Origin of the sequence: Lapillicoccus sp. (assembly GCF_046595215.1) — a bacterium.
Lineage (GTDB): Bacteria > Actinomycetota > Actinomycetes > Actinomycetales > Dermatophilaceae > Lapillicoccus.
Genome location: NZ_JBKJPP010000064.1, coordinates 1 through 15,720 on the forward strand (window position 1 = coordinate 1; position 15,720 = coordinate 15,720).

Here is a 15,720-nt window from a genome sequence, read left to right on the forward strand (position 1 = left end):
CTCCACCAGCACGCCCCGGCGCTCGGCCCGGTGGCCCCCCACGTCGAGCATGAGGCGGCTGCGCTCACCGGTGGCCGTCTGGACCGCGAGCCGGGTGAGCTCCTGCAGGGCCTCGAGGACCTTTCCCTGGCCGCCGACAAGCCGGCGGGGAACCTTCCCCTCCTCGGAGTCGACGATGGACACCGCGGCGCGGTCGCCGTCGATGTCGACCTCGATGTCCCCGTCGAGGTCGACGATGTCGAGCAGCGTCTCGAGGAAGTCGGCGGCCACCTCGCCCTCGCGCTCGAGCTGGGAAGCCCTCGTGCCCTTGACGACACGGGACGCGCCCTCAGGCTCGGTGGCGTCGCCCTCACTGCCCGCCATGTCGGCCTGATCGGTGTCATCGGCGGCCACGCCGGTGGACTGCGTGAGGGGCTCGGAGTCAGCCGCCTCGACCGGGCCGGGCCCGCTCGTGCCCGCCTCAGCCTGCGTCCCGAGGTCCTGGTCATCGACGCGGGCGGCAGGGACATCATGGTCGGGCTGGGTCTGAGGCTGGTCCGGCTCGACATCCACGTGGCTCGTCGTGCGTTCGCTCATCTGGTGCTCCTGGGTACGTCGGGAGGGCTCTCCCGGTCACTTCATCGGTCAGTGGGTGGTGCAACGCTGAAGGTCAGCGGCGTGCTGGCGCCGTCCGGTGCAACAGAGCCTCAGGTGGTGCCGGGCCTGTCCCGGGACGCGTCGTCGCCCGGCCCCACAGCAGTCGAGCCACCGTTGACCCCGGGCTTCTTCGGGCGCTTGTTCCGCTTCGGCTGCTGGCGCTGTCCGCCGGTCTTCGGCGCCTCCACCACCGCGGCGTCCTGGGGAGTGCTCTCGAGCCCGGGCAGGCTGAACTTCTTGATCGTGATGCCCTTGCGCTCCTGCCGCTGGTGCAGGTCCCGCTCGGCGGCGGACCCCGGAGCAGGCAGACGCCGGATGACATAGAACTGTTGGCCCATGGACCACAGGTTGGTGGTCAACCAGTAGAGCAGCACTCCGATGGGGAAGTTGATGCCGGAGAAGGCGAAGAAGATCGGCATCAGGTAGAGGATGATCTTCTGCTGCTTCATGAACGGGTTGTCCAGCGCCGAGTCCGGCATGTTCTTGCGCATCAGCTGGCGCTGGGTGGTGAACGTCGTCGCCGACATGAGGATGATGAGCACCGCGGTGAGGATCTGGGTGCTGAGGTTGGGTGCGTTGAGGAAGTGGCTTGACAACGGCGCGCCGAAGAGCGAGGACTGCTCGATGTTTGCGGCGACGGCCTTGGTGATCGGCCCGACCTCGGGGTGATCACCGTTCGCGATGTGCGGCAGGTTGTTGAGCAGCTGGAACAGCGCGAAGAAGAACGGCGACTGGAGCAGGATCGGCAGGCAGGACGAGAAGGGGTTGGTCCCCGTCCGCTTGTAGAGGTCCATCGTCTCCTGCGTCATGGCCTGACGGGAGTCGGGGTCGGACTTGCCCTTGTACTTCGCCTGGATCTTCTGCATCTCGGGCTGGATGAGCTGCATCCGCCGGGAGGAGTGGATCTGCTTGACGAAGAGGGGGATGAGGATGATCCGCACGATGACGGTGAGGCCGACGATGGACAGGGCCCAGCCCCAGCCGCTCGTCTCGGGGATGCCGATGAGGGTGAAGAGCGTGTGCCAGGCCGTCATGATCCAGGCCTCGCCCCACATGATGGGGGTCAGCAGGCTGGTGAAGAAGTCGTACAAGGTCATCCTCAGTCACGGGGTGGGACCGAGGTCCCACCTGATGGTCTGCGCCCCGATGGCGTGCGTGGGGCGCCGATGGTTCAGTGGTGGTGCGCCTCCGACCCGGAAGCCTTCGTCGTCCTCTCAGGAACGTGGTCGACGCCGCCGGGGTTCCATGGGTGGCAGCGGCCGAGGCGCCGCGCCGCGAGCCAGCTGCCGCGCAGGGGCCCGAACCGAGTCAGCGCCGTCACGGCATACGCGGAGCAGCTGGGGTAGAAGCGGCACGACGGCGGGCTGAGCGGCGAGATGAGCAGCTGGTAGGCCTTGATGACCGCGATCAGCGGCAGGGCGAGCAGCTGTCGAGCGCTCACGACCGCCCCCGCAGGGCTTTCGGGAGCAGCCGGTCGAGCTCGCCGGCCAACTCCGGCGTGCTCGCCCCGGCGGCAGCCGGGTTGGCCCGCACGACGAGGTCACACCCGGAGGGTATGCCGTGCACGCGCGCCGCCATGAGGTGACGCAGCACCCGTTTGGTCCGGTTGCGGACCACAGCCCCGCCGACGCCCTTGGAGACAACGAAACCGACCCGCGGCGGGTCTCCCGCTCGCGCGTCGGTCTGGTTCGCATGCACGACGATCAGCCGTCCACCCGAGCGTGATCCACCGGGCCCGCGCACTGCCGACGTGAAGTCTGCCGAGCTGCGCAGACGGTGACGTGCTGGCAGCACGCCGGCGCCTCAGGCGGACAGCTCGGTGCGGCCCTTTTGCCGGCGGGCTGCGAGGATCGCACGACCGGCGCGGGTGCGCATGCGCAGGCGGAAGCCGTGGGTCTTGGCCCGACGACGGTTGTTCGGCTGGAAGGTGCGCTTGCTCACGAGGGTCTCCGTTGCTTTCAGGCACGCGGCCTGATGGGTACGTCGGGTCTTGGTGCCTGGAGATCCGGCCACCGGGCCGCCCTGCGCCGTAACTGTCCTCCGGGGCCCGTCGACGAGGGCCAAGAAGGGCAGGGTGGGCGTTCACGGGGAAACTGGGGACGGTTGATCAAACAGGCCCTTGTCACGATACGTGAGCACCGCCGACAGGGTCAAACCCGAGGCTGCCCCGAGCTGGTCCGGGATGCGCTGCACGCACAACCCACAATCTTCGGTCAGATCTTCGGCAGTGCCCGTCTCGACACGCCGAGAGCCCGGTGTAATCTGCTGGAGACCGCGGCCGGGCCGGGGTGGTACGCAGCCCGCGAAGGTGGCAGCGTCGCGGCGCACGTCCTTGTTCACAGGTTGTGGAAAACTGTGTGGACAGTCGAGGGCGTCTGGCGTCATCGGCTCGGAGACCACTCGGTGACACGCTCAGCGACGAAGCAGGACGGTGACATGTCGGACGCGGACTCCCTGGACTACGCCCGCGTCTGGCAGGAGACCCTCCGGACCCTCGACGACCAGGGGCTGCCGTCGCACCAGCGCGCCTTCCTCGGTCTGAGCCGGCTCGTCGGCATCATCGACCAGAGCGCCGTGCTCACCGTGCCAGACGAGCTGACCAAGTCCATCATCGAGCAGCGGGTGCGCGACGAGGTCGCCGCCGCCCTGAGCAGCCACCTCGGCCGGGAGGTCGCCCGCCTCGCCGTGACCGTCGACGAGACGCTCAAGGACAGCTATCCCCAGCCCCCCGGTGACGGCCCGGCCGCCGTGGGGTCGCGCCGCGACGCCAGCACGGACCGCCACGACGCCAGCACGGCCAGCCCTGTCAGCACGGACGGCTCGGCCATCGATCACCCCTTCGGCGACGACGTGCAGGTGCCGGCCCACCGGACCACCTCCACCCACATGGGGCAGCCGGACCGCGGGGCCGAAGCCCAGCGCACCCGGCTCAACCCCAAATACACCTTCGACACCTTCGTCGCCGGCTCGAGCAACCGCTTCGCCCACGCGGCCGCGGTGGCGGTCGCCGAGGCGCCGGCCAAGGCCTACAACCCGCTCTTCATCTACGGAGACTCCGGTCTGGGCAAGACCCACCTGCTGCACGCGATCGGTGAGTACGCCCGCACGCTCCTGCCCCAGCTACGGGTGCGCTACGTCAACTCCGAGGAGTTCACCAACGACTTCATCAACTCCATCCGAGACGACCGCACGAGCCGCTTCCAGAGCCTCTACCGTGACGTCGACGTGCTCCTCATCGACGACATCCAGTTCCTGGCGGGCAAGGTCCAGACGCAGGAGGAGTTCTTCCACACCTTCAACGCGCTGCACAACGCGAGCAAACAGGTGGTCATCACCTCGGACCTCCCGCCCAAGCAGCTGTCCGGCTTTGAGGGCCGCCTCCGCTCGCGGTTCGAGTGGGGCCTGATCACCGACGTCCAGCCGCCCGACCTCGAGACCCGGATCGCCATCCTGCGCAAGAAGGCCATCCAGGAGCGGATGTCGGCGCCCGACGAGGTCCTCGAGCTCATCGCGAGCCGGATCTCGACGAACATCCGTGAGCTGGAGGGCGCCCTGATCAGGGTCACCGCCTTCGCGAGCCTCAGCAAGCACCCCGTGACGCACGAGCTGGCCGAGAACGTGCTCAAGGACCTCATGCCCAACGACCACGCGAGCCAGATCACCGCCGGGACGATCATGACCCAGACGGCCGCCTACTACGCGCTGACGATCGACGACCTGTGCAGCGTCTCCCGCTCCCGCCAGCTCGTCACCGCCCGTCAGATCGCCATGTACCTCTGCCGGGAGCTGACCGAGCTGTCACTGCCCAAGATCGGCCAGCACTTCGGCAACCGGGACCACACGACGGTCATGCACGCCGACCGCAAGATCCGTGAGCTGATGTCCGAACGCCGCGCGATCTACAACCAGGTCACCGAGCTGACCAACCGGATCAAGCAACAGTCGCGCTGACCGCCATGAGGCCGGGTGCACGACGCCGGGTCGTCCACAGAGTTGTCCACATCCTGTGCCCACAGCGTCACCGCTCCGTGACCTCGGGAGCCGCCGTCGACACAGAGTTGTCCACCGCATGTGGACAACTCTGTGGAGCACCGGTGGGGAAGGCGGTACAACCGGGACAAACGTGCCGTCCCCAGCCGCCTGTGGACAATCGCCCGACCCGGCGGACAACCTGGGGACATCCGCTCGAAGGCCACCGAAGGGCTGTGGAGGCCGTCCCGGTGCCCACAGGGTCGCTGAGTTGTCCACAGGAGTGGGCACCCGTCATCCACAGCCGCGGTATGCCGTGCGACCTGCGGCGATGAGGGTTGTCCCCAGCATCCACAGGACCTATGACGATGACGACTCTCCCCATTGATCCATCCCGCCCCGAGCACTCACCCCGGACCTCCTGCCGCACCGACCCCCCGCGACATGGGCCGCTGGCGGAGCACGGTGGTGTCGTGTCCTCGGGTGGCACTAAGGTTCGGACTCCGACCGTCGACCGGTCGGTGCCGGAGGAGCATGCGTGAAGGGCGGGCGACAAGTGAAGTTCAGGGTTGAGCGCGATGTGCTGGCCGAGGCCGTGACGTGGGTGGCCCGTGGCCTGCCAGCGCGTCCGCCCGTGCCGGTCCTGGCCGGTGTTCTCATCGAGGCCAGTGACGAGGGCACCATCACGCTGTCAGCCTTCGACTACGAGGTGTCCGCCAAGGTCACTGTCGCCGCTGACGTGTCGACCCCGGGCACCGTGCTGGTCCTCGGCCGGCTCCTCGCGGACATCTCCCGCAACCTGCCGGACCGGCCGGTCGACGTCTCCGCCGAGGGCAACAAGGTCCAGGTCACTTGCGGCTCGTCCCGCTTCAGCCTGCTGCTGATGCCCGCCGACGACTACCCCACCCTGCCGTCGTCTCCGGAGCCGAGCGGCAGTATCGCCGGCGACGTCTTCACCCAGGCCGTGGCCCAGGTGGCCATCGCCGCAGACAAGGGCGACACCCTGCCGATCCTCACGGGCGTCCGGATGGAGATCGACGGCGAGAAGGTCACCCTCCTCGCGACCGACCGCTACCGCCTCGCGATGCGCGAGCTGACGTGGCACCCGTCCGCCACCGACGCGAGCCACGTCGCCCTCATCCCTGCCCGGACGTTGTCCGACACGGCCAGGGCCCTCGGTGCCAGCGGATCCATCGAGCTGGCCCTCGGGGGGTCGGCAGGTGGCGACGGCCTGATCGGCTTCGAGGCCGGGCAACGCCGCACGACCACCCGCCTGCTCGACGGTGAATACCCCAAGGTGACCTCGATCTTCCCCAGCAGCGTCGACACCGAAGCCGTCATCTCGACGGCTGCCCTCGTCGAGGCGGTGAAGCGCGTCTCCCTCGTCGCCGAGCGCAACACCCCCATCCGGTTGAAGTTCACCGACGGCCAGGTGACCATCGAGGCCGGCACCGGTGACGACGCGCAGGCGTCCGAGGCGGTCGAGTCCACCCTCACGGGGCCGGAGATCGAGATCGCCTTCAACCCCCACTTCCTCCTCGACGGGCTCGGCGCCGTGGGCACGGCGTACTCACGGCTGTCCTTCACCCAACCGAGCCGGCCCGCGGTCCTCTCCGGGCAGGCCGAGCCGGACGGGGAGGCGGACCAGTCCTACCGCTACGTCCTGATGCCCGTTCGCTTCGCGAGCTGAGCGCGCCCCCGCGTAGCCTGACCAGCGGGCATCCAGCACAGCCCCGTCGACGGAAGGTCCCCCTCATGCAGCTCGGTCTGATCGGTCTGGGCAAGATGGGGGGCAACATGTGTGAGCGCCTGCGCCGCGCCGGTCACGACGTCGTCGGCTACGACCGCAACCCCGACGTCTCCGACGTGCGCACCATCGCGGCGCTGGTCAAGCGGCTCGAGGGCCCGCGCGTCGTCTGGGTCATGGTCCCATCCGGTGCACCGACCCGAGAGACCGTCGCCAGGCTCGGCGGTCTGCTCGAGAAGGGCGACCTGGTCATCGACGGCGGCAACTCCCGCTTCACCGACGACATCGAGAACGCGACGATGTTGAAGGCCAAAGGGATCGGCTATGTGGACTGCGGCGTCTCGGGCGGCATCTGGGGCCTGGACAACGGCTACGGGCTGATGGTCGGCGGGGACACCACGTGGGTCAGCGCGGCGATGCCGATCTTCGACGCGCTGCGTCCCGAGGGCCCGCGTGACGAGGGCTTCGTGCACGCCGGCGACGTGGGGGCCGGGCACTACACGAAGATGGTCCACAACGGCATCGAGTACGGCCTGATGCAGGCCTACGCCGAGGGCTACGAGCTGCTGGGGAAGAAGGACATCGTCAAGGACGTCCCCGGGGCGTTCAAGGCGTGGAGCCGCGGCACCGTCGTGCGGTCCTGGCTGCTCGACCTCGCCGTGGCCGCGCTCGAGGAGAGGACGGCGCTCGAGGGTGTCTCGGACTACACGGTCGACTCCGGCGAGGGGAAATGGACCGTCGAGGAGGCCATCGCCCTCGACGTGCCGATGCCGGTCATCTCGGCGTCGCTCTTCGCCCGCTTCTCCTCGCGCCAGGCGGTCTCGCCGACGATGCAGATGGTCTCCGCCCTGCGCGGCCAGTTCGGGGGCCACGAGGTGATGACGCCCGCCGAGGGCGACGCCCTCCGCCGCGCCAAGGTCACCGGGGACGGCGACATCGCCCGCGCCGCGGAGAGGAAGTCCGCCAGGAAGGCATCCCTGAAGAAGACCGTCCGCAAGGCCCGCAAGGCCACGTCTGCCGGCCCGTCCTCCGGCACCGGCTCGACGACGTGACGTGCACGTCCGGCACCTGAGCGTCACGGACTTCCGCAGCTATCCGAGCGCCGAGCTGCCCCTCGCTCCGGGCATCACCACCCTCGTCGGGCTCAACGGACAGGGCAAGACCAACCTCGTCGAGGCGGTGGGCTACCTCGCGACCCTGTCGAGCCACCGGGTGGCCACCGACCAGCCGCTCGTGCGGTTCGGGGCGACCCAGGCCGTCATCCGCGGTCTCGTCGAGCGGGCCGGCCGCGAGACGCTCATCGAGCTCGAGCTCACGCCCGGCCGCGCCAACCGGGCCAAGCTCAACCGCTCTCCGGTCCCACGCCCGCGCGAGGTCCTCGGCTCGTTGCGCACCGTCCTCTTCGCGCCCGAGGACCTCGCCCTGGTCAAGGGTGACCCGTCAGGGCGCCGGGCCTATCTCGACGACCTGCTCGTCCAGCGCCAGCCGCGATGGGCGGGGGTGCGCTCGGACTACGACAAGGTCGTCAAGCAGCGCAACGCCCTGCTCAGGTCGGCCGCGCCGGTCCTGCGACGGGGTGCCCGGCGGCCGCGCCAGCTCGGTGAGGATGAGCCCGGCGACGATGCCCGGACGTCGGCGTTGCACACCCTCGACGTGTGGAACACCCACCTCTCGCAAGTCGGCTCACAGCTGCTCTACGCCCGGCTGCGGCTGCTGCGCGACCTCGGTCCCTACCTCGCCGCCGCCTACGACGCGGTGAGCGCCGCCCATTCCGACGCCCGGGTGCACTACCGCTCCAGCCTGCGCGAGGGCACCGCCGAGCGCATCGCCGCCGGGGAGGTGCCCGAGGCGGTCGAGCTGGAGGCCGAGCTGCTGGCGACCTTCGAGCAGGCCCGTGCCCAGGAGGTCGAGCGGGGTGTCTCGCTCGTCGGCCCGCACCGCGACGACGTCGTCCTGACCCTCGGTCCGCTCCCCGCCAAAGGCTATGCCAGCCACGGCGAATCCTGGTCGTTCGCCCTGGGACTCAAGCTGGCGGCATACCAACTGCTGCGCACCGACCTCGGTGAGGACCCCGTGCTGATCCTCGACGACGTCTTCGCCGAGCTCGACTCGGGGCGGCGCGAACGGCTCGCCGCCCTGATCGGCGACTGCGAGCAGGTGCTCATCACCGCGGCCGTCGGGGCGGACGTCCCGCAGGTGCTGCGCGACAGCGGCGTGACGTATGCCGTGAGCCTGGGGGGGGTGACCACGGTTGACTGACGACCCGCTCCCGCCCTCCGGACGCCAGGGCCCGCCGGACCCGGGATCAGAACCGGTTCTGGGCTCCGAGCCGCCGCCCGACGCTGACCCTGCGGCCGAGGCTGCGGCGTCCGCGCTCGCTCGCGCCCGCAAGGCCGCGCGCGACAAGGGCCTGCGACCCGGTCTCAGACCGATGCGGCGACGCCGACCGGGTGGGCCGGCCCCGACCCTGTCGGGGGCCGGCCGCGACGGCCGCGACCCGGCACTGCTCGGGGACCAGCTCGACCGGCTGATGGCGGACAGGGGCTGGCAGGTGGACGTCGCGGTCGGGTCCGTGATGGGCCGCTGGCCGCAGATCGTCGGCCCGGACGTCGCGGCGCACGTCACGCCCGTCTCCTACGACGCCGGCGTGCTCACGGTCCGCGCCGACTCGACGGCCTGGGCGACGCAGATGCGACTGTTGAGCTCGGCGCTGCTCGGCCGACTCGAGGAGGAGGTGGGCGCCGGCACGGTGACCGAGCTCAAGGTCAACGGGCCGAGCGCCCCGAGCTGGAGCAAGGGGCTGCGCCGCGCCCAGGGGCCGGGGCCTCGGGACACCTACGGCTGACCGGCTCGTCCATCCCGCCCCGTCCACTCGTACGTTGTCCAGAGGTCTGTGGACAACGAGCTGGTGGGGGACGCCGGAATGGATGATGGATTCACCGGTGTGAGCGGCTCCGGGGTGCCGTCGCGACCCCCGACACCACAAGTGGAGTTGTTTCCCGGGAAATAGGCCTTCACGGGGCTCCTGAGCGGGATTTTGGTCCGCGGGACCGATAAGATGGGGAGTCAACCAGCGGCCAGCCGATACGAGACCCGTCTCGCGTTCGGGGGCCGTCTGCCATGAGTGCCATGAAGGAGCATCGTGTCCGAGGCCGACCAGTCTCCCGTGTCCGACAACCTCCCCGAGGTCGCCGTCCCGGCTCCGGCCCCCCAGGCCGTGCCGATGCCGCACCGGACGAGTGATGTCCCCGGCGCGGGCGCCCCGGAGTACGACGCAAACTCCATCCAGGTCCTCGAGGGCCTCGAAGCGGTCCGCAAGCGCCCGGGCATGTACATCGGCTCGACCGGTTCACGTGGCCTGCACCACCTCGTCACCGAGATCGTCGACAACTCCGTCGACGAGGCGCTCGCCGGGTACGCCGACACCATCGACGTGACCCTGCTCGCCGACGGCGGAGTCAAGGTCGTCGACAACGGGCGCGGTATCCCGACCGACATCCACCCCGTCGAGAAGGTCTCGGCGGTCGAGCTGGTCCTGACCCAGCTGCACGCCGGCGGCAAGTTCGGGGGCGGCGGCTACAAGGTCTCGGGCGGCCTGCACGGCGTGGGCTCGTCCGTCGTCAACGCGCTGTCCACCCGGCTCGATGTCGAGGTCCACCAGAAGGGCCATGTCTTCCGGATGTCCTTCCTCGAGGGCGTGCCGGTCAGGGACCTCGAGCGGGGCGAGGCCAGCGACCGGACCGGGACGACGATCACCTTCTGGGCCAACGCCAGCATCTTCGAGACGGTGGAGTACGACTTCGAGACGATCCGCGCGCGGATGCAGCAGATGGCCTTCCTCAACAAGGGCCTGACGATCAACCTCGTGGACGAGCGACCAGACAAGGCCGCGTCCCCCGAAGCCAGCGAGGACCCGGACCTGGATCACGCGGAGGGCGACGTCGAGACCGTCGAGGAGCCGGGTGAGGGCGAGGACCGCAAGACCCGCAAACGCAGGATCAGCTACCGCTACGACAACGGCCTCGTCGACTACGTCACCCACCTCGTCACCTCGAAGCGGGCCGAGCCGATCCACCCCGAGATCATCTCGATCGAGTCCGAGGACGCCGAGCGCTCACTCTCGCTCGAGCTGGCGATGCAGTGGACAGGCTCCTACACCGAGTCGGTCCACACCTACGCCAACACCATCAACACCCACGAGGGCGGCAGCCACGAGGAGGGCTTCCGCGCGGCGATGACCAAGCTGGTCAACGACTTCGCGCGCAAGAACAACCTGCTCAAGGACAAGGACGAGAACCTCACCGGCGACGACATCCGCGAGGGTCTGACCGCGGTCGTCTCGGTCAAGCTCGGTGACCCGCAGTTCGAGGGCCAGACCAAGACCAAGCTCGGCAACTCCGAGGTCAAGGGCTTCGTCCAGCGCGCCATGACCGACGAGTTCGGCCACTGGCTCGAGATGCACCCCCGTGAGGGCAGGGACATCGTCGGCAAGGCGATCGGCGCGGCGATGGCCCGGATCGCGGCCCGCAAGGCGCGCGAGTCGACCCGCCGCAAGGGCCTGCTCGAGTCCGGCGGTCTGCCGGGCAAGCTGCGGGACTGCCAGAGCAAGGACCCCTCGGCCTCCGAGGTGTTCATCGTCGAGGGTGACTCGGCCGGCGGCTCCGCCGTGCAGGGACGCAACCCGCACACCCAGGCGATCCTGCCGATCCGCGGCAAGATCCTCAACGTGGAGAAGGCCAGGATCGACCGGATCCTCGCCAACAACGAGGTCCAGGCGCTCATCACCGCGTTCGGCACCGGCATCGGGGAGGACTTCGACCTGGCCAGGGCGAGGTATCACAAGATCGTCCTGATGGCCGATGCCGACGTCGACGGCATGCACATCCGGACCCTGCTCCTGACGCTGCTCTTCCGCTTCATGCGCCCACTCATCGAGGCCGGCTACGTCTACCTGGCGCAGCCGCCACTGTTCCGGCTCAAGTGGAGCAACGCGGCCCACGAGTTCGCCTACTCGGACCGCGAGCGCGACGGCCTCGTCGCGGAAGGGCTGTCCAAGGGCCGGCGCCTTCCCAAGGACAACGGGATCCAGCGTTACAAGGGTCTCGGTGAGATGAACTACCACGAGCTGTGGGACACCACGATGGACCCCGATACCCGGACGCTGCTGCAGGTGACCCTCGACGACGGCGCGGCCGCCGACGAGATGTTCGCGATCCTGATGGGTGAGGACGTCGAGTCCCGCCGCGGCTTCATCCAGCGCAACGCGCGCGACGTGCGCTTCCTCGACATCTAGGTATGCCGTGCCGCCGGGTCCGCGCGCAGGCGCGGCTTCCCCCGGGCGGAGCCTGACCGGCATACCCGAACTGCGCGTGCCTGAACTGCGCGTACGTGAAATGCAGAGAGAGACAAGGAAACCCATTGAGTGAGCAGCCGCCGACCACTGGCCCCGAGGACGAGGTGCTGTCCGGTGAGATCGTGACGCCCGACGCCATCACCGACCGGGTGGAGCCGATCGACCTCAACACGGAGATGCAGCGCTCCTACATCGACTACGCGATGGCGGTCATCGTCTCGCGCGCGCTGCCGGACGTGCGGGACGGGCTCAAGCCGGTGCACCGCCGGGTGATCTACGCGATGTACGACGGCGGCTACCGGCCGGACCGCAGCTACAACAAGTGCTCGCGCGTCGTCGGCGATGTGATGGGCCAGTACCACCCGCACGGTGACACGGCGATCTACGACGCACTGGTCCGGCTCGTCCAGGACTGGTCGCTGCGCTACCCGCTGGTCGACGGGCAGGGCAACTTCGGCTCGCGAGGCAACGACGGGGCGGCCGCACCGCGCTACACCGAGTGCCGGATGGCGCAGTTGGCCATCGAGATGGTCCGCGACATCGAGCAGGAGACCGTCGACTTCAAGGACAACTACGACGGCAAGACCCGCGAGCCGGTCGTCCTGCCGTCGCGCTTCCCGAACCTGCTCGTCAACGGCTCGGCCGGCATCGCGGTCGGCATGGCCACCCAGATCCCGCCGCACAACCTGCGTGAGGTCGCCGCAGGCGCCGAGTGGTACCTGCGCCACCCCGAGGCCAGGCGCGAGGAGCTGCTCGAGGCGCTCCTGGGGATCATCAAGGGACCGGACTTCCCGACCGGCGCGCTGATCATGGGGCACCAGGGCACCGAGGACGCCTACCGGACCGGGCGCGGCTCGATCATCATGCGCGCCGTCGTCCAGGTCGAGGAGCTCCAGGGGCGGATCTGTCTCGTCGTCACCGAGCTGCCCTACCAGGTCAACCCGGACGTCCTCGCGCAGAAGATCGCCGAGCTCGTCAAGGACGGCAAGGTCGCCGGGGTTGCGGACATCCGGGACGAGACATCGGGCCGGACCGGCCAGCGGCTCGTCATCGTCCTCAAGCGCGACGCGGTCGCCAAGGTCGTGCTGAACAACCTCTACAAGCACACCCAGCTGCAGACGACGTTCGGCGCGAACATGCTCGCGCTCGTCGACGACGTGCCGCGGACGCTGCCGCTCGACGCGTTCATCCGGCACTGGGTGGAGCACCAGGTCGACGTCATCGTCCGACGCACGAGATATCGGTTGAAGCAGGCCGAGGAGCGCATCCACCTCCTGCGGGGCTACCTCAAGGCCCTCGACGCCCTCGACGAGGTCATCGCGCTGATCCGTCGCTCGCAGACCGTCGACATCGCGCGGGAGGGCCTGATCGAGCTGCTGGAGATCGACGATCTCCAGGCGCGGGCGATCCTCGACATGCAGTTGCGCCGGCTGGCCGCCCTCGAGCGGCAGAAGATCATGGAGGAGCACGACGAGCTGCAGACCAAGATCGACGACTACGCCGACATCCTCGCCAAGCCGCAGCGGCAGCGGGACATCATCTCGGGCGAGCTGGGCGAGATCGTCGCGAAGTACGGCGACGACCGGCGGACCCGGATCGAGTTCTTCGACGGCGACATGTCGATGGAGGACCTCATCCCCGAGGAGGACGTCGTCGTGACGATCACCCGAGGCGGCTACACCAAGCGGACCAAGGTCGACCTCTACCGCTCGCAGCGACGTGGCGGCAAGGGCGTGCGGGGGGCGCAACTGCGCGGGGAGGACGTCGTCGAGCACTTCTTCACGACGACGACCCACCACTGGTTGCTCTTCTTCACCAACCTGGGCCGGGTCTACCGCGCCAAGGCCTACGAGCTGCCCGAGGCCTCTCGTGACGCCAAGGGCCAGCACGTCGCCAACCTGATGGCCTTCCAGCCGGGAGAGGAGATCGCCCAAGTGCTAGCGATCCGGGACTATGCGTCCTCGCCCTACCTCGTGCTGGCGACCAAGGGGGGCCTGGTCAAGAAGACGAAGCTGGTGGAATACGACTCGCCACGCACGGGTGGCCTCATCGCGGTCAACCTGCGCGACGGGGACGAGCTCGTCGGCGCCGGTCTCGCCTCGCCGGAGGACGACCTGATCCTCGTGTCCCGCAAGGGGCAGTCCGTGCGCTTCCACGCCACCGACGAGGCGCTGCGGCCCATGGGCCGGGCGACATCCGGTGTGACGGGCATGAAGTTCCGCGGCGAGGACGACCTGCTGTCGATCTCGGTCGTGCCGTCGGGCGAGGACCCGGACCTGTTCGTCGTCTTCGAGAACGGCGTGGCCAAACGCACCCAGGCGTCGGACTACCCGGTCAAGGGCCGTGCGACGCTCGGGGTCCGGGTGGCGCAGCTGTCCGACCGGGGTGGCGACCTCGTCGGGGCGCTGACCGTGGCCGAGGACGACGAGGTCATGGTCGTCATGGAGAAGGGCAAGATCGTCCGCTCACGGGTCGACGAGGTGCGACGCACCGGCCGCAACACCCAGGGCGTCATCTTCGCGACCCCGGACAAGGGCGACACCATCGTCGCCGTCGCCCGCAACGTGGAACGGGTCGTCGAGACAGACGCCGTCGTCGACGATGGTGACGGTGTCGAGGATGGTGACGGTCCGGTCACGGTGTCTTCCCAGGTGGCGGATCCCGCGACGGGCGACGCCGATGGCGTACCGTCTGAGGGGACGTCCGAGACGCCCGAGTCGCCGGACGACACCGATGGAGGCACCGAGTGAGCACGTCTGGACAGGAAGGCGGCACCGTCGGCACCAGCGGCGGGTCCACAGGCCCGACTCCTCGTCCGGTCTCTCCGGCCTCGTCGAGTGCCGCCGCACGAACTGCCGAGTCGGCACCGGCACCGGCCTCCGGGCCCAGGGGGTCTGCGTCCGGGAGCACGACGACCGTGACCCGGCCTGTTGCCCAAGGGGCCGAGCCGGGTGGAGGTGCTGCCGGCGCGCCCCGTCCGCCCCAGAAGCGGGCGCAGGGCCGTCCCGGTGCGGCCCGGCCGGCACAAGGAGGCGCACGCCGGGCGATCGCGCGACGCGTCAAGCTCGCCGTCGCCCGGGTGGACCCCTGGTCGGTGATGAAGCTGTCATTCCTGCTGGCGGTCGCCGCTGGCATAGCCGGGGTGATCCTCACCGGGGTGCTGTGGCTGATCCTCTCGGGCATGGGCGTGTTCGCCGACGTCGACCGCGTCATCCGCGAGGTCCAGCCCGCGACGGCCGAACCGTTCAGCATCATGGACTACATCGGGTTCGGGCGGGTCATCTCGTTGTCCATCGTCGTCGGCGTGATCGACATCATTCTGATGACGGCCATCTCCACGCTGGCTGCGTTCCTCTACAACATCTGTTCGGCCCTCGTGGGCGGCATCCAGCTCACCCTCACCGACGACTGACTCGCCACGGCATCTGATGGTCGAGCGTGAAACGGACCGTCTTCGGGCTCCAGCCCCGCCACCACAGGGGGTGTCGAGCGACTATGCCATGCCCACCCGGGTGGGCAGCCGACGGCGCGCTGCCCACCCGGGTGGGCACGGCGTACGCGCCTGCGGGGTGCTGTCCTCCCGGAGCTCAGCCGTTTTGATCGTGCGGCTCCCCGTGGGGTAATCTGTCGCGTCGCGTCAGGGTGTCTCTCTGGCGCGATCGAGGGTGATGACGGGCCTATAGCTCAGACGGTTAGAGCGCTTCCCTGATAAGGAAGAGGCCACAGGTTCAAGTCCTGTTAGGCCCACCATCACCGCCCCGATCAGCCGGAGGACCTTCTCGTGCTCAAGAAACTGCTCATCCTCGTCGTCACGGCGGTTGGCGCGGTCGCCGTGCAGAAGAAGGTGCGCGACCAAAGGGCTGAGCAGGACCTCTGGTCCGAGGCCACCGACGACGTGCGGTCCCACCCTGTGGGCTGACGACCGCTCCTCCCCGTACCGGGGGCCATGGCGCAATTGGTAGCGCACCTGCTTTGCAAGCAGGGGGTTAGGGGTTCGAGTCCCCTTGGCTCCACC

Annotated in this window: 14 protein-coding genes and 2 tRNA genes; 11 read left to right on the forward strand and 5 right to left on the reverse strand. The window is 69.1% G+C overall.

Annotation, left to right across the window (positions count from 1 at the left end; genetic code table 11):
- The 5 genes from ACLL9L_RS05315 to rpmH form a co-directional block, all read right to left on the reverse strand.
- The coding region (locus ACLL9L_RS05315) for a protein jag (RefSeq protein ID WP_411283601.1) at nucleotides 1-576 on the reverse strand (576 nt) is incomplete at its 3' end.
- A 110-nt stretch (nucleotides 577-686) separates the two neighbouring features.
- Nucleotides 687-1,733, reverse strand: a complete 1,047-nt coding sequence (gene yidC, locus ACLL9L_RS05320) for a membrane protein insertase YidC (protein ID WP_411283602.1) — start codon at nucleotides 1,731-1,733, stop codon at nucleotides 687-689.
- Nucleotides 1,734-1,807: 74 nt separating this feature from the next.
- Nucleotides 1,808-2,077 (reverse strand): membrane protein insertion efficiency factor YidD, encoded by a 270-nt coding sequence (gene yidD / locus ACLL9L_RS05325; RefSeq protein ID WP_411283603.1) that lies wholly within the window; start codon nucleotides 2,075-2,077, stop codon nucleotides 1,808-1,810.
- A complete protein-coding gene (gene rnpA / locus ACLL9L_RS05330; protein ID WP_411283604.1) occupies nucleotides 2,074-2,430 on the reverse strand; it encodes a ribonuclease P protein component in 357 nt (118 codons plus the stop codon). Before rnpA ends, yidD begins: the two co-directional genes overlap by 4 nt.
- A gap of 9 nt (nucleotides 2,431-2,439) precedes the next feature.
- Complete coding sequence (rpmH, locus tag ACLL9L_RS05335; protein WP_411283605.1) at nucleotides 2,440-2,577, reverse strand: 50S ribosomal protein L34; 138 nt, start codon at nucleotides 2,575-2,577, stop codon at nucleotides 2,440-2,442.
- 495 nt (nucleotides 2,578-3,072) lie between these two features.
- Between rpmH and dnaA the strand changes: the two genes are divergently transcribed.
- The 11 genes from dnaA to ACLL9L_RS05390 all read left to right on the forward strand — a co-directional run bounded on the left by dnaA (nucleotide 3,073) and on the right by ACLL9L_RS05390 (nucleotide 15,718).
- Nucleotides 3,073-4,587, forward strand: coding sequence for a chromosomal replication initiator protein DnaA (gene dnaA / locus ACLL9L_RS05340; protein ID WP_411283606.1), 1,515 nt, complete (start codon nucleotides 3,073-3,075; stop codon nucleotides 4,585-4,587).
- Between the two features lie 574 nt (nucleotides 4,588-5,161).
- Nucleotides 5,162-6,295, forward strand: coding sequence for a DNA polymerase III subunit beta (gene dnaN, locus ACLL9L_RS05345; protein ID WP_411283607.1), 1,134 nt, complete (start codon nucleotides 5,162-5,164; stop codon nucleotides 6,293-6,295).
- Nucleotides 6,296-6,360: 65 nt separating this feature from the next.
- The gene (gene gnd, locus ACLL9L_RS05350; protein ID WP_411283608.1) at nucleotides 6,361-7,404 is read left to right on the forward strand and encodes a phosphogluconate dehydrogenase (NAD(+)-dependent, decarboxylating); all 1,044 of its coding nucleotides are present in this window, start codon (nucleotides 6,361-6,363) and stop codon (nucleotides 7,402-7,404) included.
- Nucleotide 7,405: 1 nt separating this feature from the next.
- Nucleotides 7,406-8,611, forward strand: a complete 1,206-nt coding sequence (recF, locus tag ACLL9L_RS05355) for a DNA replication/repair protein RecF (RefSeq protein WP_411283609.1) — start codon at nucleotides 7,406-7,408, stop codon at nucleotides 8,609-8,611.
- Nucleotides 8,604-9,197 carry a DUF721 domain-containing protein gene (locus ACLL9L_RS05360; protein WP_411283610.1) on the forward strand — a complete coding sequence of 198 codons (594 nt, stop codon included), beginning with the start codon at nucleotides 8,604-8,606 and terminating at the stop codon, nucleotides 9,195-9,197. The genes recF and ACLL9L_RS05360 overlap by 8 nt, the downstream gene beginning before the upstream one ends.
- A gap of 378 nt (nucleotides 9,198-9,575) precedes the next feature.
- A complete protein-coding gene (gene gyrB / locus ACLL9L_RS05365; protein ID WP_411283614.1) occupies nucleotides 9,576-11,645 on the forward strand; it encodes a DNA topoisomerase (ATP-hydrolyzing) subunit B in 2,070 nt (689 codons plus the stop codon).
- A gap of 125 nt (nucleotides 11,646-11,770) precedes the next feature.
- Nucleotides 11,771-14,455: a DNA gyrase subunit A gene (gene gyrA / locus ACLL9L_RS05370; RefSeq protein ID WP_411283611.1), complete on the forward strand. Its 2,685-nt coding sequence runs from the start codon at nucleotides 11,771-11,773 to the stop codon at nucleotides 14,453-14,455.
- 167 nt (nucleotides 14,456-14,622) lie between these two features.
- A complete protein-coding gene (locus tag ACLL9L_RS05375) occupies nucleotides 14,623-15,117 on the forward strand; it encodes a DUF3566 domain-containing protein (RefSeq protein ID WP_411283612.1) in 495 nt (164 codons plus the stop codon).
- A gap of 261 nt (nucleotides 15,118-15,378) precedes the next feature.
- A tRNA-Ile gene (locus tag ACLL9L_RS05380) sits at nucleotides 15,379-15,455 on the forward strand.
- A gap of 31 nt (nucleotides 15,456-15,486) precedes the next feature.
- Nucleotides 15,487-15,624: a DLW-39 family protein gene (locus tag ACLL9L_RS05385; RefSeq protein ID WP_411283613.1), complete on the forward strand. Its 138-nt coding sequence runs from the start codon at nucleotides 15,487-15,489 to the stop codon at nucleotides 15,622-15,624.
- Nucleotides 15,625-15,645: 21 nt separating this feature from the next.
- Nucleotides 15,646-15,718 (forward strand) — tRNA-Ala (locus ACLL9L_RS05390).
- The last annotated feature ends 2 nt before the right edge of the window (nucleotides 15,719-15,720 follow it).

Excerpts from the sequence above, each read along its gene's own strand:
- dnaA (WP_411283606.1), top strand. The coding sequence starts at position 3,073 with ATGTCGGACGCGGACTCCCTGGACTACGCCCGCGTCTGGCAGGAGACC.
- gnd (WP_411283608.1), top strand. The coding sequence starts at position 6,361 with ATGCAGCTCGGTCTGATCGGTCTGGGCAAGATGGGGGGCAACATGTGT.
- yidC (WP_411283602.1), bottom strand. The coding sequence starts at position 1,733 with ATGACCTTGTACGACTTCTTCACCAGCCTGCTGACCCCCATCATGTGG.
- gyrB (WP_411283614.1), top strand. The coding sequence starts at position 9,576 with ATGCCGCACCGGACGAGTGATGTCCCCGGCGCGGGCGCCCCGGAGTAC.